Below are 21,303 nucleotides of genomic sequence, written 5' to 3' on the forward strand. Positions count from 1 at the left end.
CTCACAGCGCACGCAAAAACCGCGCGCCGGCGCTCTCTGCATCATTTGTCCTTATGAAGCATTTTTTCCGCTTTTCCCCTGATCCTCTGTATCGCGTTGTCTATGGACTTTGGACTTTTGTCCAGAAGTTCCGCGATTTTTCTGTAGTCTGTCCCCATCAGATGAAGATAGAGGACATGATTTTCCAATGGACTTAAACTGTCCTTAAGCTGTTCCACAAAGGCTTCCGTGTATTCCCGGCTGAAGTAAATCGCTTCCGGATCATTTTCCTGCCGGGATTCAATCGTATCGATCAGCGGCATCTTTTTCCCGTCGCTTCTCACTTCACTATCCTCATAGAGCGAGACATAGTGGTTAAGCGGCATATGTTTTTTCCGTTTCGACGCCTCAATCGCACTGTACATCTGTCTGGAAACACACAGCTCCGCAAAACTGGAAAAAGACGTTCCCTGGGTACTGTCATAGTCCCGGACCGCCTTGATCAGCCCGATCATGCCCTCCTGGATCAGATCCTCGTTCTCTCCGCCCAGGAGATACATGGCGCGGGCCTTTTTTCTCACCATGCCCTTATATTTGACCATAATATAGTCCATGATGTCTCTGTCGCCTTCTCTGAGACTTTTCAGAAGCTGTTCGTCCGTCAGCCTGTCATACTTTTTCATTCTCTCACCTGTCATTGGCACACCGGCTATTTTCCTGATGCAAAAAGCCTCTGTCTTACAATCTCGTAGGCGAGAATACCGCCTGCCACTGAGGCATTTAAGGAAGTAATCTCGCCTTTCATCGGTATTCCAGCTACAAAGTCGCAGTTTTCCTTTACAAGACGGCTCACTCCCGTTCCCTCGCTTCCGATTACAAGTCCGATGGGGCCTGTCAGATTCAGGCTGTACATCGGATCGCCGTCCATATCGGCGCACACAAACCAGAGCCCTTCTTTTTTCAGCTCCTCCATGGTTTTTACAAGGTTCGTCACCTTAGCAACAGGCGTGTAGTTAAGCGCCCCCGCAGACGTTCTGGCAACGGTCGCCGTAAGCCCCACTGCCCGGCGCTTCGGAATGATCACTCCATGCGCTCCGGCAATGTTGGCTGTCCGTATGATCGCTCCCAGATTGTGCGGATCCTCAATCTCATCGAGCAGGATCAGAAACGGATCCTCCCCGCGTTCTCTGGCAAGCGCAAGCATATCTTCCACCTCAGAGTAGGCATACGCGGCCGCGCAGGCGATCACACCCTGATGTTTTCCTGTCCGGCTCATCTTCGTCAAACGGTCTTTCTCCACAAAATTGAGAATGGCGCCGTGCTTTTTCGCCTCTCTTATGATCGTGCGCACCGGTCCGTCCTGGCATCCGTCCAGAACATAAACCTTTTCCACGGTCCTTCCGGAGCGGAACGCCTCGATCACAGCGTTCCTTCCTTCAATCAGTAAAGTCTGATCCTGTTCCGTATCCATTGTTTCCAATTTATTTTCCTGCATTGTCCGCCTGTCCTTCCTCTCTGTGTTCCATGCTTTCAAGGCCGATCTCCACAAGCTCCGTAAGCCGCCCGTACGCACCGGTCAGATAGAGATAGCCGATCAGCGCCTCGAAACCGGTCGCCCTGCGGTAGTCCGTGATAGACTGATTTTTCGCCGGAGACACGCTTTTCGCATTTCTGCCCCGCCGGTACACTGCATGTTCCTCTGTGTTTAAATGTTCCTGCATGGCGCGCATCATGTACGACTGGGCTGACGCCTGCACATAACGGCTTGTCTCCTCGTGGAGCACATGAACCGGCCTGTTTCCCCTTCCCGCAACCATCATCTTGATAATCAGGTCAAAGACACAGTCGCCGATATAGGCCAGCACAAGCGGGGAAGCACTCTTCGGGTCAGGATGCCCCATGCCCGGGATCCGGTTCATATAATATTCAAATCCATGTTCTACGCTTTTTTCCATTTTACTCCTTCCCGCGTATCCTCCAGAATAATGCCTTTGGAGAGAAGTTCGTCTCTGATCTGGTCAGCAAGCGCAAAATTTCTTTCCTTTCTCGCAGCCTGGCGCTTCTCGATCATCGCCTCAATGTCCGCGTCAAGTATCTCTTCTTTCTGCTCCACGATAATGCCGAGCACGTCCGTCAGTTTTTCCAGGCTGGCATAGAGACTCTCAAGATACTCTTTCGAGCGGTCTGCGCCGGCTGTTGTGTTGATATATTTGACAAGCTCAAACACAGACGCGATGGCATCTGCTGTGTTGAAGTCGTCATCCATAGCACGCTCGAATCCCGCCCTGTATTCATCCGCCTTTGCAAGCAGATCTCTCTCCTCTTCCGTCAGGTTCTCTGCCTGTGCGTTTCCGGACAGGAATTTTAAATTCTCCGCCGCGGTGCGGATACGCTCAAGTCCGTTTTTGGCCGCTTCCATCAGATCCGCGCTGAAGTTGAGCGGGCTTCTGTAGTGAGCGCTTAACATAAAGAATCGAAGCACCTGAAGGTCATATTTCTCGCTGATCTCGCGAACAGTAAAGAAATTGCCGAGAGACTTTGACATCTTCCGGTTATCGATGTTGAGGAATCCGTTGTGCATCCAGTATTTTGCAAATTCCTTGCCGTTTGCCGCCTCGCTCTGGGCGATCTCATTCTCGTGGTGCGGGAAGATCAGATCCTCTCCGCCTGCGTGAATGTCGATCTGTTCGCCGAGATATTTCTTTGACATCTCGGAGCACTCGATATGCCATCCCGGACGTCCGTCGCTCCACGGAGACTGCCATGCAGGCTCGCCTTCCTTTTTCGGTTTCCAGAGAACGAAATCAAGCGGATCTTCCTTCTCATCCTCGCCTGTCACAAGAAGCGCGCGTCCGCCAGACTGAAGGTCGTCCAGGTTCTTGTGGGAAAGCTTTCCGTAATCTTTGAACTTTCTCGTCCTGTAGTAGACTGTTCCGTTTTTCTCGTAGGCATATCCCTTGTCGATCAGAGTCTGGATCATATCCACCATTCCGCAGATCTCCTCTGTCGCAAGGGGATTCTTCGTCGCCGGCTTGATGTTCATCGCCTCCATATCCTTTTTGCACTCCGCAATATAGCGCTTGGATATCTCGTCTGCCGTCACGCCCTCTTCGATCGCCTTTTTGATAATCTTGTCGTCTACATCCGTGAAATTGGAGACAAAGTTGACGTCATATCCCTTGTACTCGAAATAGCGGCGCACCGTGTCGAACACGATCATGGGCCGGGCATTTCCGATGTGGATGAAATTGTACACGGTCGGCCCGCACACATACATCTTCACCTTTCCCTCTTCCAGAGGAACAAACTCTTCTTTTCTCTTTGACATTGTGTTATAAATCTTCATCGTAATCTCCTTTCTTTTCCAGGCACCGAAGCTCCTTTACAAGTTTGTGGAGCTGTCGGTTCAGCCTTAAGTTCTCATCCTGAAGTTTCTTAATATCATTCAATACCGGATCCGGCAGATGAATCTGATCCATATCGAGCCGCGGCACTTTCTTGTTGTCCATCTTCACAATTCTCCCCGGCACTCCGACAACCGTACAGTTCGGGGGCACCTCCTCAAGGACAACCGATCCTGCTCCGATCTTGGAGTTTTCTCCGATCGTAAAAGAACCGAGGATTTTTGCGCCGGCACTGACCATTACATTGTCTTCAAGAGTGGGATGGCGCTTGCCCTGTTCCTTGCCTGTTCCGCCAAGAGTAACTCCCTGATAAAGAGTAACATTGTCTCCGATCACAGTTGTCTCACCGATGATCACGCCGCTTCCGTGGTCAATAAACAGCCCTTTTCCGATCGTTGCGCCGGGATGAATCTCAATTCCGGTCTTTCTGGCTCCCCGCTGGGAGATCCAGCGAGCCAGGAAATAGTGTTTTTTCAGATACAGCTTATGCGCCAGCCGGTATCTTAAAATCACCCGAAAACTCGGATAGAGAAACACTTCCATGTTCGATTTGATCGCCGGATCCCGCTCCCGGATCACCTGGATCTCCTCTCTAATATACGATATTATTCCCATTTCTTCCACTCCTTTAGTAAATAAAGAAAAGCTCCGCCTCAGATAAAGAGACGAAGCTGTTCCGCGGTTCCACTCTAAATTGAGAGTATACACTCTCCCACTCAACTGCCTGTAACGTATGCAAAACGGGTTCCGCTACATAAGATTCACGAAACCGGCTCCCGGACGCACTTCGCAGCACATATTCCCAGGGAAGCTTTCAGCCGGTGACTTCCCCTCTCTGAGGGCGCTTTTTGTATCTGTTACTCTTTCCGTTCTCCGCCTTTTATTATTTCCGCCGAAATTTCAGCGCATACCTTATATTATGAAACTTTTTCCTTTTTGTCAACCTGCGCTGCTTCTTTTGCGGTGCTTCTTTTTGGAAGCCTTTTGGGGAGCAGCAGTTCTGTATACCGCTTAAACAATTTCATTGAGAAAGACGTCTGTCAGTTTTCTGATCTTTCCAAGCTCCGCTGCAAGGTGATCCGGGACAATGGCTCCGTCTCGCTCTCCAGCTTCCTCCGGCGAAATTCTGCCGAACAAAAGCTCTGTCAGATCTGCAATCGGTATCACGCCTTCCGAATCTTCCGTCTCCCTGACATGAAGCTCTCTCTCGTCCGCTCCGGAAGTCACTCTCCAGATTCTGCTGTTTTGGGTGATCAGCGGGTCAATCACGGCGAAGGAGCAGTCCACTTCCACACTTTCCGGAACGGTAAGTGCTCCCAGAAACTCGGACAGGCAGACGATTCTCGCCATGATGACAGGCTTTTTCTCCTGTGCGAACTGTTCCGGGCAGGCATAGACTTTGACAGAGTTCTTTCTGCCGCTCAGCCGCTTCAGCTCTTCGACCGATGAAAGAAACAGCTCTTCACTGTCCGGAAAATACAGCGGCTCCCTTATTTCCAGTCCATCCTCTGCGGCATAGCAGTACATCCCCGTAATTTCTCCATTCTCCCGGATCAGCCGCACGCCTCCTCGCTCACTCGCCTGCTCCATAATGACAGTCTGCCAGTACGCGCTGTCACGCACGGTACATATTTGCCAGCGCATAGAAGGAGTAACGCTGTATTTTTCAAAAAATGCAGCCATCTCGTCCGCATTCCACAGCCCTGCGTCTGAAAATGACACATCTTGTCCGCTTTTCTCCGTGTTCGAATCGGAGCATGCGATATCGCCGATCCACTGGCTGTAAATAAACCGGAAATCATACGGCGTATAGATCGCCTCCGCGGCGGGCATAAGAAAGGTAAATGGAATCTTCCGGCCATACATATCGTTAAGCGACCGCGTAAGAAGCGCCCGCATGCAGCCCCGTCCCCGGTACGGTTCTTCCGTCGCCACAGCGATAATATACGCCGTTGGAAATATCTTATCTTCCACACGGATCCGATACGGATTCAGGTGGAGCATGGAACGGATCTTGTCCTCTTCCTCCACCACATAGATCTCGTTTTCCCTGGTCTTGATGTAATAATAATAGTCAAGGAACTCTTTTGTATCCTCTGAAAAGACCTCTTCCCACAGTGGTCTTGTATTATTCTTTTCACTCTGATCCAGTTTTCGAAGAATCATATATCCCGCCGCTCCTTTTTTGCCATTTCCCCGCTTATTCCTTTTCTGCCTCTCTCACACAGCAGGCGCCGCAGCCTTCTGTCCTCTCTGTCACATCCACGCTGCTGTAATTCGTGTATTTCTCAATGGCGCAGATTGCCTGGGATGAAATTCCTTCTCCTGTTCCTGTAAAGCCCAGCCCTTCCTCTGTCGTGGCCTTTACATTCACCTGGTCTGTCTCAATTCCAAGCGCGCCCGCAATGTTCTCTCTCATCTGATCGATATGTGGTCTCATCTTCGGTCTCTGGGCGATAATTGTAGCGTCGATATTCTCGATCACATACCCCTTCTCGTCAAGGAGCTTTCCGACATGCTCCAGAAGACGGATGCTGGAGATCCCCTCATACTGCGGATCCGTATCCGGAAAATGCTGCCCGATGTCTCCCAGCGCCGCCGCGCCGAGAAGCGCATCCATCACTGCATGAACAAGCACATCCGCGTCTGAATGTCCCAGAAGCCCTTTCCCGTATGGTATCTCCACTCCTCCGAGTATCAGTTTTCTTCCTTCTGTCAGTCTGTGAACATCATAACCCAATCCTGTACGCATACTCATCTCTCCTCATAATCTTTTTCCAGTGCCTCAGCCCCAGAAGCCTCCTCCGTCGGTCCATCTGTTTCATCCTGCAAAAATTCTCTCTTTTTCATTCCCTCCTGAACATGGATTCGGAGCGTATCCTCGCCGAAGTTTTTTTCTCCCTCCTCTGCTTCCTGAGACACTTCCGCTTTTTCGCTTTCTTCATTGTCTCCCGCAGGCACTGATAAAACTTCTTCCGTTTTTTCCTCGGGCTCTGACAGGTCGTTTTCTTCATTCTCTCCCGACAATCCTGATTTTATGTCCGTGGCGTGGAGGTTGACCCCTTCTGCCCGCCCCGGCCTTACGTCTTCTGTTTCCTTCGGCCTTATCACAGCCTTTACGATTTTCTCAGATTTTTCAGCCGTCTCCGGTGATGAAGAGCTGTTTCCCGTTCCTTCTTTTCCGCCGCGGTTCATTCTGTAAACTGTTCTCGCACTTACAATTACATAAAACGCTCCGAACACAATAAACACAACCGACATCACACTCAGAAGCATCATGTTGCTTGGACGCTCATTAAGCGCCTGGATCAGAAGCCTGGCCCCGATCCAGACAAGATAGGCTCCAAGAATAATTCTCACTATAAACGCTGCTTTTTTCATATCCGTTTTATCCTCCGTTTTCCAACCGGCAGACAGCCGGCATCTCCTACAAGTATAAATGGTTTGGGAGAAAATTACAACATCAGAACCGGCACGGGTTTTCACCCTGCCGGTTCCCCGATCAGCAGCTCAGCCAAAAGCATTTTGCTAAAGGCTGCTTTTTTCCTTTTCCCTGGACAGTGAATGCCCGAACGACTTCTTATAAAGATTGTAAAAATAGTGCCAGTCCGAATATCCGAGCATTTCCGCGATCTCATATACCTTCAGATCGCTTCTCAGATACAGCCTTCTGGCGCTTTCCATCCGCAGTCCGGTAATATAGTTAATAAAATTTTCCCCGGCCTCCTCTTTAAATATTTTACTGAAATATGTCTTGCTCATTCCTACATGGAGCGCCACCTTTGAGAGGGAGAGATCTTTATCGCCCAGATGTCCGGCAATATAATTAAGAGCCTCTCCCACTTCCCGTTTCAGGCGTTCATCCTGTTCAGTCCTCCTCATTCTTTCTTCTATCACATCCCTGGTGATTTTCTGCAAAAGGGTATGAACCTCATCATTCCCGCTCTTCCCTTCTTTACCCTTTTCCTTCTTCGTGCGTTCCTCATATCTGCGCTTCACTTTCAATACAGCGTCCAGAATATCCTCCGGCATCATAGTCGGTTTAAAAAGATAATCCTCCGCCCCCAGCCTCATCGCGCTTCGCACCAGATCAAACTCATTAAAACTGCTCAGAACGATGATGCCGGGCGTCATTCTCTTCCGGTGTACTTCTTCTATTAACTGGAGGCCATCCATCCCCGGCATTTTAATATCTGTCATCAGGATGTCCGCCGGGCAAGCCTCCATCATCTCAAGAGCCTCTTCCCCGGAAGATGCTCCTGAAACATCCAGACCGTACTTCCACCACTCCACACTGTCCACAACCGCGTCCCTTGCAAATACCTCGTCATCCACAATCAGCATTCTCACTTGTCTTCACCTTCTTCGTATACTGCCGGTATCATGACCAGTACTTCTGTCCCGATTCCGTTCTCACTGTGTATCTCCATATGACAGCTCTCCCCGTAATTCAGTTTCATCCTCTGTAAAATGTTATTCAGGCCGATGCCATTGAGCTGGTCCATCCCCCGGAAAGTAAATCCTTTCCCATTGTCACGCACCGAAATATTGAGCATATCCTCCCTTACCCCGCAGCTTATCCGGATCAGGCTGTCCGTATCATCTGTTCCTCCATCAGTCCCGGTCTTTGAACCGTTCTTCTCTCTTCCTTCAAAAGCATGCATAAATGCATTCTCTACCAGGGGCTGAAGGAGCATTTTCAGCACGCGGCACTGTCCGGACGCTTCATCCGTGTTATATTCAATGCGGACATTTTTATTGTAGCGCATATTCTGAAGGAGGGCATAATCATCTATAAAGCGGAATTCTTCTGCCAAAGGAACCTGTCCGTCCGTATCTTTGCAGCTGTATTCCAGTATTTCACTGAGAGCGACAATTGAGCGTGCAATCTCCGTATTGCCATTTCTGATTGCCTGCCATTTGATTGTATTCAGTGTATTATAAAGAAAATGGGAATTGATCTGCGCATTGAGCGCCTGCATCTGCATCGCGGTCTTCTCATGTTCCTTCTGAATATTCGCTTTCATCAGATGCTCAACCTCCCTGACCATCCTCTGGAAACTGTCAACCAGATCCGCAAGTTCCCTGCTGTCCGGCCGGCTCAAAGAGATACCAAAATTTCCATTTCCCACATCCTTCATGCTTGATATAATATTTGTGATTGGCCGGGTAAGACCTCTTGCAATTCCCGCCGAAACTGATACAGCACAGACAATATAAGCCAGAATCCCCGCCAGCCATGTCCCTGCTGCCTTTTTCATCTCCTGGTGCAGTGCAATATCGCTGTTCATCTGAACAACCCTCCAGCTGCTGCCGGAAATCTGTTCCGTTCTCAATGTATAGCCGTTCTCCTCGGACAGGTTTTCCCTGTCTGTAAGTTCTCCCAGATCAAATCCCTCATAGCTTACACTTTCCGCTAGTTTCCCGGCCTGTTCTTTTTCGGGAGCGTAAATCAGCATTCCGTCATCATCTACGATAAAGGTGAAATCTCCGTCCCCTGTCACTGCTTTTTTCACTGCCTCCTCGATCTTATAATAATTCACATCAATCTGCACCGCTCCTACAGCCTTACTTTCTGTAAAACGGTTCAAATACGTGAGGAACCGGATCATAACCGGCGTACTTGAGCTGCTTGTATATCCATAGAGAGCCGGCGCCGGAGGAAGTACTATTGTCTCTCCAAGCTGATCCACATCGAGCGGTTCCGGGAGCGCCTCTGAGAAGACCTCTCTGTTCCAGTTGCTGTTTGTAGAAAATCCGTTTCCGTCGAAATTCAGAAGATAGATATTATCCACCAGACTGTTGGAAATCTTGATATTCGTAAGCTGTGACGTAATATTTCTCGTAATCTGTAATTTTTCGTATGCACTCTTCTCTGAATATCCTTCCAGTTCCTCCTGAAACACTACAAGCCCGAGAATCTGATCTGATACCGTCTCACACTGTTTTATAATACCTTCCAGATCATTAACCAGCGTTTCCATACTGTTTCTCTGGATACTGCGCACCCGCTCCGCGTAAAATCCTTTTAGATTTCCGTAAAAAATAGCAAGCAGGATCATGCTCGAAACCATCAGCACTGACATGATTCCAAGCATGACCTGCATTTTAATCGACAATTTTCTGAATTTCCACTTTCTTCTCATGGAAGTCCCCCGGTCAGTTTTTTAAAGCCTCCAATTCCCGGAAATAATGACACACTTTCCCCGGGAACTCTCTTTCTACATTTTCGCATATTTTTTCCCAGTTATAAAGATCTTTTTTGTATCTGTCTGAAGTCGTAACCCGTGTCAGATTCCCATTCTTAAATTCCAAAATACAGTGGAAATAAAGTTCTTTTTCCTTTGTAATCCCTATATTGCAAATTCCATCCGTGCTTCTTTGCCTTTCCAGGAACTCCCATAACCTGTTCCTCTTTTTCCTGACGGGAATCACTTTCACGGTCTTCTGAAGTTTTGCATACATTGTGTTCAGATATTCAAAAGTGTCTGCATCATAGGTCCTGCCCTCTTGGATATCTGTCAGAAATTTTTCTGCCGTGGCAGGTGTATAAACACGGATCTCGTCTGCTTCCGGGAACAAATCTCTCAAGTCATCCGCAGATTCCGCATTTTCTTTCGGCAAAACCTTAAGACATCCGTCTATAACCGTCCGGACTGCTCCGTCCGCTTCCATCACATGGAGCACTTTCGTCTCCGGGGAAACGACAGAGAGGATCTCTCCCAGCCTTCCCCACAAAACCGGATCCAGGAATTCTGCGGTAAAATTTCTGTCAATCATCCTTTTCCACCTCCACTTTCCACAGACTTACTGTAAACGGCGGCATTAGTATGTCTGTACTCCCTGTTCCATCCAGATCCCATCCATTCCAAATATTAATGAATTTCTTATGTCCCTTGAAGCGAATCTCTGTCTTTACCGTCTGATCGGATTTGTTTGCCAGCCAGATTATCTCATGGTTCCCCCGTCTGTGTACTGACACTTCAATGCGGTCGTCTTCCGGCAGGTATCCGCATCCCGCATATTCTCCCGCGTATTTCTGCAGCAGCCCCCCGCTCTTTGAAACATCGTTCAGCACTTTTATTCCGTCTGCGGCAGCCTTCTTAATTCCATTTACAGGATTCTTCCCGCCTATTTCATCTTTCAGCAATGAAAACTTCCTGCCTCTGCGGTCCTCCTCAGGCACGGACGGCCCGATAACCAGCCGGTGCCCCGTCTCTGACGCATAATCCAAAAGCAGTTTCTGATACGCCTCTCCCATCTGCCGGTATGAAGAGGCAAAAACGCAGGAGTATCCCCACAGCTTTTCTCTCTCCACATAGCAGTCCGAAATGTCATACTCTATATGAAGTGCATCAAGCCCCCTGCATACCTCCAGTATCCACTCCTCCTCATAGGTATTTTCCGCTCTGTCTGCTTCGATTCCTTCCGGAGGCTGTTTCTGGAATAACTGCCACGGTATATCCGGTCCTTTGACAAACAGGTTCGATGAGAGTGTATCCGGATCCATCCCTGACAGACAGGCCTTCAGCCGCCCCATATCATAGTTTTTCAAAACAAGCACTTTCGCACTCCGGCTGTATCTCCAGATCTCTTCCCGTTTCATCATCTGCATCAGCCTCTGGAAGACATCTGCATACGCTTCGCGAACTCTGCCGTCATTTGCAATCGGACATCCTGTCCACCGGTCACGCTCCACAAGCATATAGAAATTCACTGCCTTCATCCCATTCATAAACGCATACAGATATCCAAACTCTTCTTCCCGGGCTGATGGAACCGTTTCACAGTCGAACCAGCGCCCGCAGCCAAACTCCGGAACAAACGGCATTTTGCTGCTTCCTGCAAGGTAGCGGATTCTGTTTTTAAGCATCTTCGTGTCTCCCGTCTCCGGATACGCATCGATTCCTGCCACGTCGATTCCTTCCAGCCGCTCAATCCTCTGTACAGAAACCGGCGTATATGTCTGATAGGCGCAGTTATGGAAAACCGGAAGAGAAAGATCCATGTGCCCGATCATATCCGCGATCCGTCCCAAAGCGTACAGAATCTGATATTCCTTGTACTCAGCCCAGTCATAATAGTACTCCATACTGTACCCTTCTGTCTCACTGTATCCTGCCGGCGGCGCAATTGTGTCAAAATTCGCATCCGGCATTTTGTAGGCCTCCGACATTTTTTCCGGCAGTATATACTTCTCCTTAAGGAAAGAACGGTAGAGCTCTGCAGAGTCTTCTGAATAATCCATCACATACGGCCTGTCCCGGAAGAAATAACAGGTCTCGTTTTCCGCCTGAACGGCGATAATATTCCCTGCCGGGTAAGCATGTTTTTTCAGGATCGGAGCCAGAACAGCAAAGTATTTTCCTGTTTCCTCATACAGCTTCCTGCTGGCATATGAAGGGATGGCAAAGGGACGCGCCACATGGGGATAGACGACCGGTGTCCCCGCAGCTGTCCTCGCCTGTATCTCCGGATCCGAAACAATCCATTCCGGGTATCCAAAGCAAGTCATCTCCGCGTTGATATGAGGTCCCGGCCTTACAATCACCCACAGTTCTTTTTCACGGCAAAGCTCAAGGAATGCATTCAGGTCTTTCCGTTTGTCCAGTTTACCGAAATCATACTTTCCTTTCTCCGGCTCGTGAACTCCCCAGGGGATGTACGTCTCCACAATGTCAAACCCCAGTGATTTTATGTTGTCCAGGATCTTTTCCCAGTCCTCACGATTCGATCTCCAGTAGTGAAAGGAGCCGCTGTAAAAAGGCATCTCCTTTCCGTCAATTACAATTCCGTTTTTTCCAAATTTCACCATAGGTATCATCCTTTCACCGCACCTGCCGTCATACCTGCCACCACCTGTTTCTGGAACAGAAGGTACATAATAACTACAGGAATAATTGAAATCACAAATCCGGCGCACAAAAGCCCGTACTGCGTGGCGTAAGATCCCTTCAGGGCTGAGATTGCCAGTGACAGCGTTTTCTTCTCGGGCGATGAGATCAGGACAAGTCCCATCAGAAGATCATTCCAGCAGTTTAAAAAAGCCAAAGTGGCAACTGTAGCGATTCCCGGCTTTGCCACCGGAAGAATCACATACCAGAAGATCTGCGCCCTGCCGCAGCCGTCTATCGTTGCCGCCTCGTCCAGCTCTGACGGGATATTTTTCATAAACCCGTTCATAATAAACATACTGAATGAAATATTTACTGCCGTATACATGATGACCAGACTCAGCAGGTTGTCCGTAAGATGCAGATTTTTAAAGATCAGCACAGATGGAATCAACAGCGCGTGAATCGGTATCATGATTCCCAGCGAAAAGTACAGATCCAAAATACGGGATTTTCTGACCCTTGTGAGAATGTAGCTTCCCATAGACGTAATCACAATCAGGATCACCAGGGTAGTAACACACACCAGCATACTGTTTGCGAAGTTCCGGGCCACATCCGCCCCTGTCCATGCCTCCACATAATTTGAAAATTTCGGCGCTTCCGGCAATGCAAACGGTTTTCCGTATATCTCAGTGTTATCCTTTAACGATGAGATCACCACCCACAGGAACGGGTAGAGACATATCACCGCCACTGCCGTGAGAATTATATATTTGACAGCAGATTTCACTGTCTGTCCTACAGGTTTTCTGAATTGTTTCATTGCTTTTAAAACCTCCCGTCAGTCTTTCTCTCGCGCTGAAAATACTGCATTCACAATCAGCGTAATCACCAGCGACAGGGCAACGATCGTCATCGTAATCGCACTTCCTGTTCCAAAATCCGAGTTCACAAACGCGGTTTTATACATATAGACCCCCAGGTAGGATGACCGCACTCCCGGTCCTCCGCCTGTCATAATCCAGGAATGTTCAAACGCCTTGAGCGAACCGGTAATACACAGGATAATACAGATATTGGAAAAACCTGCAATCTGGGGAAGAATCACATGAAAAAATGTCTTCACCTGTCCCGCCCCGTCAATCTGCGCGCTCTCCACCAGTTCTGACGGGACCGACTGAAGCGCTCCCAGAAAAATGGTGACATACAGACCAATGTACTGCCACACCTGCGGCGCCATTACTGCATAGAGCAGCGTATCCGTGTTCGACAGCCAGTTCGTCTGAAACGCTCCGAGCCCGATCATTTCCAGTATCCGGTTGAACACACCAATCTCACTGTTGTAAAACAAAGAAAACATAAGAGAAATCGCAACCGGTGCAATTACAACCGGCAGGAAATAGATTGTGCGGAATATTTTCATCCCTTTTGTTTTCATGTACAGCAGATATGCAAGTATAAGCCCTGCCGGAATCTGAATCAGAAGCGTGATCACTACAAGCTGGATCGTATTCCAGAAAACAAGCCAGTAATCACTGCTCCCGAACAATTCTTTATAATTATCAAATCCAACATAAATCTTTTCTGTAATCCCGTTCCATTCTGTCAGACTGTAAAATGCGGTCTGTACCAGCGGTATAAACAAAAATGCGGTATAGATCACAAAGACCGGGAGCAGAAACGCGATTACTACAGCCATATGCTTTTTTTTCTTCATATTGCCTCCTTGCGCCGGACATGCCGAGCTCAGTAAGATTTTCTCCGCCGGATACATCCGTCTGCGGCGCCGCACGTTAAAAAGAGCAGCGCCGCTCCGGAGATGTTTCTCCACGCGGCGCCTGTTTTACCCGATATCGCTTACTTATCCAGGACGTCCTGAACCTTCTGTACAAACTCCTCGGGAGTAATCGCCTTAATAAACAATTCATCCAGGCTTGAATCCATCATTGTGATTGCGTCCGCACTGGGCATGGTCGTATAGTGTACCTGAACTAAATTTTTATCCTGCGCGTAATCCATTGTCTTCTGCATAATCAGTTTCTGATTGTCCATATTCATCTCTACATTCTTACACGGGATCATACCACTTTCCGTCAGAGACTGGGTAAGCTCATCAGATGCAAGAAAATCACAGATTTTCATAACAGCATCATGTTTTGCCTCATCCTCAAAAGAAGCTTTATTGATCATAAAACCATAAACTGTAAAGCCTGCCATAATGGTAGACGGATCTACTGTTGCACCCGGCATCTGCGGCATAGGAATAATATCTGTGCATTCCTGAATTTCATCCGGGATAAACTCATAATTCCACGGATAAGTGTAAGTCATAGCTGCCTTCTGATCCGTATACAGTTGAAGACTATTTGTCCAGCCGCCGTTTGCCATTGTATCTGCCGGGAACATGCCCTGATCTATCATGTCTGTGAGAACTTCCGCAACCTTTACCGCATTATCTGTATCAAAATTTCCTCCTGAAGCCAGCGCTGCTATCTCATCTTCTCCGCCCTCATACTGATTATACAGTTCACTGAAAAAGAATTCAGACGGTACTCCTCCGTTGCTGCCGATAGACATCGGTATAATGCCATTTTCTTTGAAGACTTCCGCTACACTTACCAGCTCGTCATATGTAGTCGGATATTCCAGGCCATACTGCTCAAACAGATTTTTGTTTGCAATCAAAACACCTCTGGTAGACTCAATAGGGACACCATACGCATTTCCGTCTCCTGCGATATAGTAGTCAAATGAGCTCTCTTCAAAATCTTCTCTCTTAACACTCTCACTTTCCGCGAAATAGTCATCCACATTCAGCAAAAGCCCGGCATCAACCATATCTGTCATCATGCCTCCGCCCCAGTAGGTAAACACATCCGGAAGATCACCCGAGGCCGTCTGTGTCTTAATCTTCGTCTTATAATCCTCTGTACTGTATGTCTGGAGAGTGATATACATAGTATCTTTGTTTTCTTCCTGAAACTTTTCAAAGAGAGGATAAAAATAATCGTACTTGGCATCTCCCTCTCCCCAGTTTGTCGCGAGTACGACCGACACTTTATCGCCGCTTCCGCCGGAGGAACTCTCTTCACTTTCACTTGTCTGCGAACTTCCGCACCCTGCGGCGCTTACAGCCAGTGCCATCGCCATAGACATTGCCATCAGCCTTGCCATTCTCTTTTTCATAATACTTAACACCTGCTTTCCTTTTTTTATTAGCTTTTTATTATGAATGTGCACGTTCATCATTTACTTACATTTTAACGAAAACCCTGAATTTTAAAATACTACTATTTTGCCGAAAATGTTATAATTTATTATCTTTTCCTCTGATTTTATGTATATATTTACAACAAACCCAATGCATACAGAATCAAATACAGGAAATCTGCATTATTTTTTCTGCTTTTTTATCATTTGAATATTAGATTTAGAATAAAAGGGATCTATCGGTGCTGAGATTTCGAAAAGGATTTTGAATCAGATCTTTGAAATAAGAGAAAGAAAAACTAGTACATCGTTCGATAATTAACTGGACTTTTTGGCCGACAATGTATCAACAATAACCTCTTCAGATACATCTATGTCATCAAGATTATATTTCCAGTGAAATATTACCGGTTCCTCGTTGATCTCATCAAAATACTTGTAGATGCGTTCTTTTAATTCTTCTTTCGTTTTAACTCGTATTCCACGAAGCATCTGCTTTGTCATTTTGCTGAAAAAACCTTCAATCATATTCAGCCATGAGCCATGTTTAGGTGTGAATACAAATTCAAACCTTCCGGGTACTGTGGAAAGATATTTTCTTGTAACCTCAGATGTGTGTACTTTCAGGTTATCAAGTACAAGTCGTATTTTGTCCCCTTTGGGATATTTGCTGTCAAGCACCTTCAAAAATTCAATATAGTCTTTACTGTTATGAGTTTCGATGATTAGCGGGATGGCTTCTCCAGTCTGCAGATCGATCCCTGCCAACAGGGACACTGTCCCAAGGCGTTTATATTCATAATCCCTGCTGATTGTACTGTGATTCTCATCCGGAAGAAGATCTGGAGACGTTGTGGCAGTCGCTTGTATCCCAGGCTTTTCATCATAAGAAAGCACATGGATCGCCTGTTTATCTTCCTCCCAGGGAATGAACTGGCCATTTTTATCAAACTGCATGGAAAGCTGTTTATATACTAACAATACATTATGCATCTTACTTTCAAAATCCGGGTCACGGTTTTCACAGTAATACTTGATCCGAAAGGGTTTTATTTCAGCTTCGTCCAGTATGCTGTGCACGGTGCTTTTATGGATTGTAGAAAGTCTTGTAAATCCAGCTGCTTCCGCATTTTTGTTAATGTGAGATGTGAGTTTTGCGTAAGTCCATGTTTCAGCAGCGTAACCGAAATCAATCGGTTTCTGACAGGCAATATTGATGATCCTTGCTTTTTCATCATCGGTGATCTCTGCGTTACGGCCACGACCCGGTGCATCGAATAAGGCGTTTTCCACACCGCCTTCTGCATATTTGTTCAAACAGAGCATAACACTCTTGCGATTGATGCCGACTTTATCCGCAATTTCATTAATGGGGCAGCCTTCCGCTTTCAAGAGCAGGATACGGGCACGGTTTACTGTTTGAGCCTGTATGGTACGGGCACGTGTTTGTGTTTCAAGATATTCACGCTCCTCAGCACTGAGGTTGATAACGATTGATTTTCTTCCCATAGATAGGATACCTCCACCATTTGATGTATGTATTCTATCATGGCCGGAATATAAAGTCCAGTTATTTAAAAGATACTACACTAGAACATTGAAACAAGAGGATGAGAGGGAAAAAACTAGGGTAAATTTTGAAGGCCGAGAAGAATTGTTTGAGAATTGTATATGAAAAAGTCCCGTATTTACGGGACTTTCAAGGAGTAGCGGAAACTGGATTTGAACCAGCGACACCACGGGTATGAACCGTGTGCTCTAGCCAACTGAGCTATTCCGCCATATTCGGTTTATATGGGGCCTATAGGGCTCGAACCTATGACCCTCTGCTTGTAAGGCAGATGCTCTCCCAGCTGAGCTAAGACCCCATATCTTAGCGGGTTTCGGTTGTTTTCCCGCAACCCGCTTTGCTATTATACTATCATTTTCCGTCAAATGTCAACACTTTTTTTGGGAAATTTTTAATTATTTTTTTGCAAGTTTTAATTGTTCAAATAATGCCATTATTTCATACTTTTTCTGCTATTTGAAATATTTCACTCCGGACTCAAATATCTTCATATCCTGCTCGCCGTAAATGTTGACAGCCACAGAATCCCCGCGGCGTTCTGAGTGCGCCATCTTTCCAAGCACTCTTCCATCCGGGCTTGTGATACCCTCGATCGCACAGTAAGAGCCGTTTATGTTCCACTCTTCATCCATGCTGATCTTTCCTTCCGGATCACAGTACTGAGTCGCCACCTGTCCGTTTTCAAAAAGCCGGTCAATCCATTCCCTGTTTGCGACGAATCTTCCCTCGCCGTGAGACGCCGGGTTTGTATAAACTCCGCCGAGCTCCGCCTCCTGAAGCCATGGAGATTTGTTTGTCACAACTTTTGTGTACACCATCTTTGATATATGACGTCCGATTGTATTGTAAGTGAGTGTCGGCGAGTCCTCTGTCTGTCCCGTTATCTTTCCATACGGAACAAGTCCGAGTTTAATCAGAGCCTGGAATCCGTTGCAGATTCCAAGAGCAAGGCCGTCTCTCTCATTTAAGAGCTTCTCAACCGCCTCCTTGATCTTCGCATTCTGGAACGCAGTGGCGAAAAACTTTGCGGAGCCGTCCGGCTCGTCTCCGGCGCTGAATCCTCCCGGGAACATAATCATCTGCGCCTGGGCGATCGCTTTCTCAAACTCGGAGACTGACTCACGGATTCCCTCTGCATCCAGGTTGCGGAACACCTTCGTAATCACCTTAGCCCCGGCGCGTTCAAACGCACGGGCACTGTCATACTCGCAGTTCGTACCCGGAAATACCGGGATAAAGACTGTGGGCTGTCCGATCTTATGGCTGCAGATGTGGATTCCGGACGCGTCGTAGAGCTTCTCCTCCACTGTCTCATCTGCGCTCTCGGCAGATTTCGTGGCGAATACTTTCTCCAGCGTTCCCGTCCATGCTCCTACTGCTTCGTCCATGCCGATCCGGACATTTCCGTACTCAAATTCAGCCTTTTCGGTCACCTCACCGATCACAGTATATCCAATTCTCAGGTTTCCGACCTGTCCGTCCTCCACCTCGGCGATAATATCTCCAAATGCCGGAGCGAAAAGATCTCTCGGATCCATATTGTGTTCAATCCGGACACCCATGCGGTTTCCAAACGCCATCTTGCTGACCGCCGCAATCACGCCGTGACGGTCCAGAGCATATGCGGAACGAATCTTTCCATCTCTGATATCTTCTGTGAATTTTCCGTACTGATCCATTACCTGAGCGTATACCGGAAGGTCATCTCCGTCCCGCTCAATGCGGAGCCATACAAGTTTGTTGCCCGCCTTTTTCAGCTCCGGTGTGATAATCTCCTTATCCAGCGCCATATCCACAGCAAACGATACGAGTGTCGGCGGAACGTCAATGTCCTGGAAAGTTCCGGACATGCTGTCTTTTCCTCCGATCGACGGAAGGCCGTACCCGATCTGCGCCGCATACGCCCCGAGCAGCGCCGCAAACGGCTGGCTCCATCTCTTCGGGTCCTCCGTCATACGCCGGAAATATTCCTGGAATGTAAAGCGGATCTTCCTGTAGTCTCCGCCTGCGGCCACGATCTTTGCGATGGACTCTGTCACCGCGTAGACCGCACCGTGATACGGGCTCCAGCTAGACAGATACGGATCAAACCCGTAGCTCATCATGGACACACTGTCTGTGCTGCCGTTCTGCACCGGAACTTTTGCTACCATGGCCTGTGTCTCTGTCATCTGATATTTACCGCCGTGAGGCATGAACACAGATCCCGCTCCGATGGATCCGTCGAACATCTCCACAAGTCCCTTCTGGGAACATACATTGAGGTCTGCCAGCGTGCTAAGCCAGGCCTCCTTCACATCGCCGATCTCTTTTCTGACAAACAGGCTGTCCGCCTTTTTCGGCATCTCAACTTCCACGGACGTCTCCTGGTGAGCTCCGTTTGTATTGAGAAATGCCCGGGAAATATTGACGATCTCTTTTCCTCTCCAGACAAGCACGAGTCTGGGATCTTCTGTTACGACCGCAACCTCTGTCGCCTCCAGGTTCTCCTCGGCCGCGTACTGCATAAATTCTTCCACATCTTTCGGATCTACAACAACCGCCATTCTCTCCTGGGATTCCGAGATCGCGATCTCTGTTCCGTCCAGTCCCGCATATTTCTTCGGCACTTTGTCCAGTTCCACTCTCAGGCCGTCCGCAAGCTCTCCGATCGCCACCGAAACGCCGCCTGCGCCGAAGTCATTGCACTTTTTGATCAGGCAGCTCACTTCCTCGCGCCGGAACAGTCTCTGGATCTTTCTCTCTGTAGGCGGATTTCCCTTCTGAACTTCCGCGCCGCATGTCTCAATGGACTCCTCTGTATGCACCTTGGACGAACCTGTAGCGCCGCCGCATCCGTCGCGCCCTGTGCGTCCGCCGAGAAGGATAATGATATCTCCCGGATCCGAATTTTCACGGATCACCGCGCGTCTCGGAGCCGCTCCGAGCACTGCCCCGATCTCCATTCTCTTCGCCACATAGTCCGGGTGATAGATCTCCTTTACAAGTCCTGTGGCAAGGCCGATCTGGTTGCCGTAGGAGCTGTAGCCGTGCGCCGCCTGACGCACAAGTTTCTTCTGGGGGAGCTTGCCCTTTAACGTCTCTTTCGCGGATACCGTCGGGTCAGCCGCCCCGGTCACGCGCATCGCCTGATACACATAAGTACGGCCGGACAGCGGATCGCGGATCGCACCGCCCAGACAGGTCGCCGCGCCTCCGAACGGTTCAATCTCCGTGGGGTGATTGTGCGTCTCATTTTTAAAGTTAATCAGCCACTCTTCCTCAATTCCGTCCACCTTAATGGGCACAACGATGCTGCACGCGTTGATCTCGTCGGACTCTTCCTGATCCTGAAGCTTTCCTTCCTTTTTCAGTCTGCGCATCGCCATAAGCGCAAGATCCATCAGGCAGACAAACTTGTCCTCTCTCCCCGCGAAAATCTCGCTGTGATCTTTCAGATACTCTTTATACGTCGCTTCAATTGTCCCTCTGTAATCGCCGTCGTCAAAACGCACGTCCTTTAACTCTGTGGAAAACGTCGTGTGACGGCAGTGATCAGACCAGTATGTGTCAAGCACACGGATCTCTGTCATCGTCGGATCCCGGTCTTCTTCTCCCTTAAAATATGTCTGGATATGAAGGAAATCTTTAAAAGTCATGGCAAGCCCGAGAGAATTGTAAAGATCATTCAGCTCAGCTTCCGGCATATCCTTAAATCCGTCGAAAACTTTGATATCATCCGGTTCATCAAACACTGTGACAAGAGTCTCCGGCTTGTCAGCGGAAGCCTCTCTTGAATCCACTGGATTGATGCAGTGGTTCCTGACCGCCTCAAACTCCTCATCTGAAATGCCGCCTTCGATCACATAAGTGACAGCCGTACGAATGACGGGATTTTCATCTTCGTTGATAAAACGAATACACTGCTCCGCAGAATCCGCTCTCTGGTCAAACTGTCCCGGAAGATACTCCACGGAAAAGCTTCTGCTTCCTTCCTCCTTCGGGAACTCCTCGCGGTAGAGGATATCTACCGGCGGTTCCGCAAACACGCCGCTGCACGCCTTCTCAAAGGTCTCATCCGATATATTTTCCACATCATAGCGGATCAGTTCCCTCACTCCGGTCACATCCGTGATTCCGAGGTAGTGACGGATCTCATGTCTCAACTCCTTCGCGGCCACGGCAAACTCCGGTTTCTTTTCCACAAATACGCGCTTTACACTGCTCATATGCTGTCTCCTTTGCATGATATTTATGTGCATCTTCGCACCTTACCTGCTATCAGTTATCTGAGTGTATCGTAACACAATTCCCTTCATTAGTA

17 protein-coding genes, 2 tRNA genes and 1 other annotated feature are annotated in these 21,303 nt (G+C 48.3%); all 19 genes read right to left on the reverse strand.

Annotated elements, in window-relative coordinates; all coding sequences use genetic code 11:
* Nucleotides 1-41: 41 nt before the first annotated feature.
* The 19 genes from LKD70_RS04745 to LKD70_RS04835 all read right to left on the reverse strand — a co-directional run bounded on the left by LKD70_RS04745 (nt 42) and on the right by LKD70_RS04835 (nt 21,208).
* On the reverse strand, nt 42-677 hold the full coding sequence (locus tag LKD70_RS04745; RefSeq protein WP_407690907.1) for a sigma-70 family RNA polymerase sigma factor: 636 nt from the start codon (nt 675-677) through the stop codon (nt 42-44).
* A gap of 11 nt (nt 678-688) precedes the next feature.
* The gene (gene rlmB, locus LKD70_RS04750; RefSeq protein WP_227706892.1) at nt 689-1,474 is read right to left on the reverse strand and encodes a 23S rRNA (guanosine(2251)-2'-O)-methyltransferase RlmB; all 786 of its coding nucleotides are present in this window, start codon (nt 1,472-1,474) and stop codon (nt 689-691) included.
* A complete protein-coding gene (locus LKD70_RS04755; protein ID WP_227706893.1) occupies nt 1,461-1,934 on the reverse strand; it encodes a Mini-ribonuclease 3 in 474 nt (157 codons plus the stop codon). Before LKD70_RS04755 ends, rlmB begins: the two co-directional genes overlap by 14 nt.
* Complete coding sequence (cysS, locus tag LKD70_RS04760; RefSeq protein ID WP_227706894.1) at nt 1,919-3,325, reverse strand: cysteine--tRNA ligase; 1,407 nt, start codon at nt 3,323-3,325, stop codon at nt 1,919-1,921. Before cysS ends, LKD70_RS04755 begins: the two co-directional genes overlap by 16 nt.
* Nucleotides 3,312-3,998 (reverse strand): serine O-acetyltransferase EpsC, encoded by a 687-nt coding sequence (gene epsC / locus LKD70_RS04765; RefSeq protein ID WP_227706895.1) that lies wholly within the window; start codon nt 3,996-3,998, stop codon nt 3,312-3,314. Before epsC ends, cysS begins: the two co-directional genes overlap by 14 nt.
* A gap of 43 nt (nt 3,999-4,041) precedes the next feature.
* Nucleotides 4,042-4,266: a binding site (T-box leader), on the reverse strand.
* Nucleotides 4,267-4,394: 128 nt separating this feature from the next.
* Nucleotides 4,395-5,549, reverse strand: coding sequence for a GNAT family N-acetyltransferase (locus tag LKD70_RS04770; protein WP_227706896.1), 1,155 nt, complete (start codon nt 5,547-5,549; stop codon nt 4,395-4,397).
* Nucleotides 5,550-5,583: 34 nt separating this feature from the next.
* Nucleotides 5,584-6,135 carry a 2-C-methyl-D-erythritol 2,4-cyclodiphosphate synthase gene (gene ispF, locus LKD70_RS04775; protein WP_227706897.1) on the reverse strand — a complete coding sequence of 184 codons (552 nt, stop codon included), beginning with the start codon at nt 6,133-6,135 and terminating at the stop codon, nt 5,584-5,586.
* Nucleotides 6,136-6,137: 2 nt separating this feature from the next.
* Nucleotides 6,138-6,764: a hypothetical protein gene (locus LKD70_RS04780; RefSeq protein ID WP_227706898.1), complete on the reverse strand. Its 627-nt coding sequence runs from the start codon at nt 6,762-6,764 to the stop codon at nt 6,138-6,140.
* 147 nt (nt 6,765-6,911) lie between these two features.
* Nucleotides 6,912-7,727, reverse strand: a complete 816-nt coding sequence (locus LKD70_RS04785; RefSeq protein ID WP_227706997.1) for a response regulator transcription factor — start codon at nt 7,725-7,727, stop codon at nt 6,912-6,914.
* 2 nt (nt 7,728-7,729) lie between these two features.
* Nucleotides 7,730-9,529 carry a cache domain-containing sensor histidine kinase gene (locus tag LKD70_RS04790; RefSeq protein ID WP_227706899.1) on the reverse strand — a complete coding sequence of 600 codons (1,800 nt, stop codon included), beginning with the start codon at nt 9,527-9,529 and terminating at the stop codon, nt 7,730-7,732.
* Nucleotides 9,530-9,542: 13 nt separating this feature from the next.
* Entirely contained in the window at nt 9,543-10,163 is a 621-nt protein-coding gene (locus LKD70_RS04795; protein ID WP_227706900.1) for a hypothetical protein, read from the reverse strand.
* Nucleotides 10,156-12,198: a beta-galactosidase gene (locus LKD70_RS04800; protein ID WP_227706901.1), complete on the reverse strand. Its 2,043-nt coding sequence runs from the start codon at nt 12,196-12,198 to the stop codon at nt 10,156-10,158. Before LKD70_RS04800 ends, LKD70_RS04795 begins: the two co-directional genes overlap by 8 nt.
* 5 nt (nt 12,199-12,203) lie before the next feature.
* A complete protein-coding gene (locus LKD70_RS04805; RefSeq protein WP_227706902.1) occupies nt 12,204-13,043 on the reverse strand; it encodes a carbohydrate ABC transporter permease in 840 nt (279 codons plus the stop codon).
* An 18-nt stretch (nt 13,044-13,061) separates the two neighbouring features.
* Nucleotides 13,062-13,937, reverse strand: coding sequence for a carbohydrate ABC transporter permease (locus tag LKD70_RS04810; RefSeq protein WP_227706903.1), 876 nt, complete (start codon nt 13,935-13,937; stop codon nt 13,062-13,064).
* Nucleotides 13,938-14,077: 140 nt separating this feature from the next.
* Nucleotides 14,078-15,406 (reverse strand): extracellular solute-binding protein, encoded by a 1,329-nt coding sequence (locus LKD70_RS04815; RefSeq protein ID WP_227706904.1) that lies wholly within the window; start codon nt 15,404-15,406, stop codon nt 14,078-14,080.
* Between the two features lie 342 nt (nt 15,407-15,748).
* Nucleotides 15,749-16,939 (reverse strand): IS630 family transposase, encoded by a 1,191-nt coding sequence (locus LKD70_RS04820; RefSeq protein ID WP_227706905.1) that lies wholly within the window; start codon nt 16,937-16,939, stop codon nt 15,749-15,751.
* A gap of 198 nt (nt 16,940-17,137) precedes the next feature.
* Nucleotides 17,138-17,211, reverse strand: a tRNA-Met gene (locus tag LKD70_RS04825).
* Nucleotides 17,212-17,225: 14 nt separating this feature from the next.
* Nucleotides 17,226-17,298 (reverse strand) — tRNA-Val (locus LKD70_RS04830).
* Nucleotides 17,299-17,452: 154 nt separating this feature from the next.
* Nucleotides 17,453-21,208: a phosphoribosylformylglycinamidine synthase gene (locus LKD70_RS04835; protein ID WP_227706906.1), complete on the reverse strand. Its 3,756-nt coding sequence runs from the start codon at nt 21,206-21,208 to the stop codon at nt 17,453-17,455.
* Nucleotides 21,209-21,303 lie beyond the last annotated feature (95 nt).

The organism is Ruminococcus turbiniformis (assembly GCF_020687545.1).
Classification (GTDB): domain Bacteria; phylum Bacillota; class Clostridia; order Lachnospirales; family Lachnospiraceae; genus Mediterraneibacter; species Mediterraneibacter turbiniformis.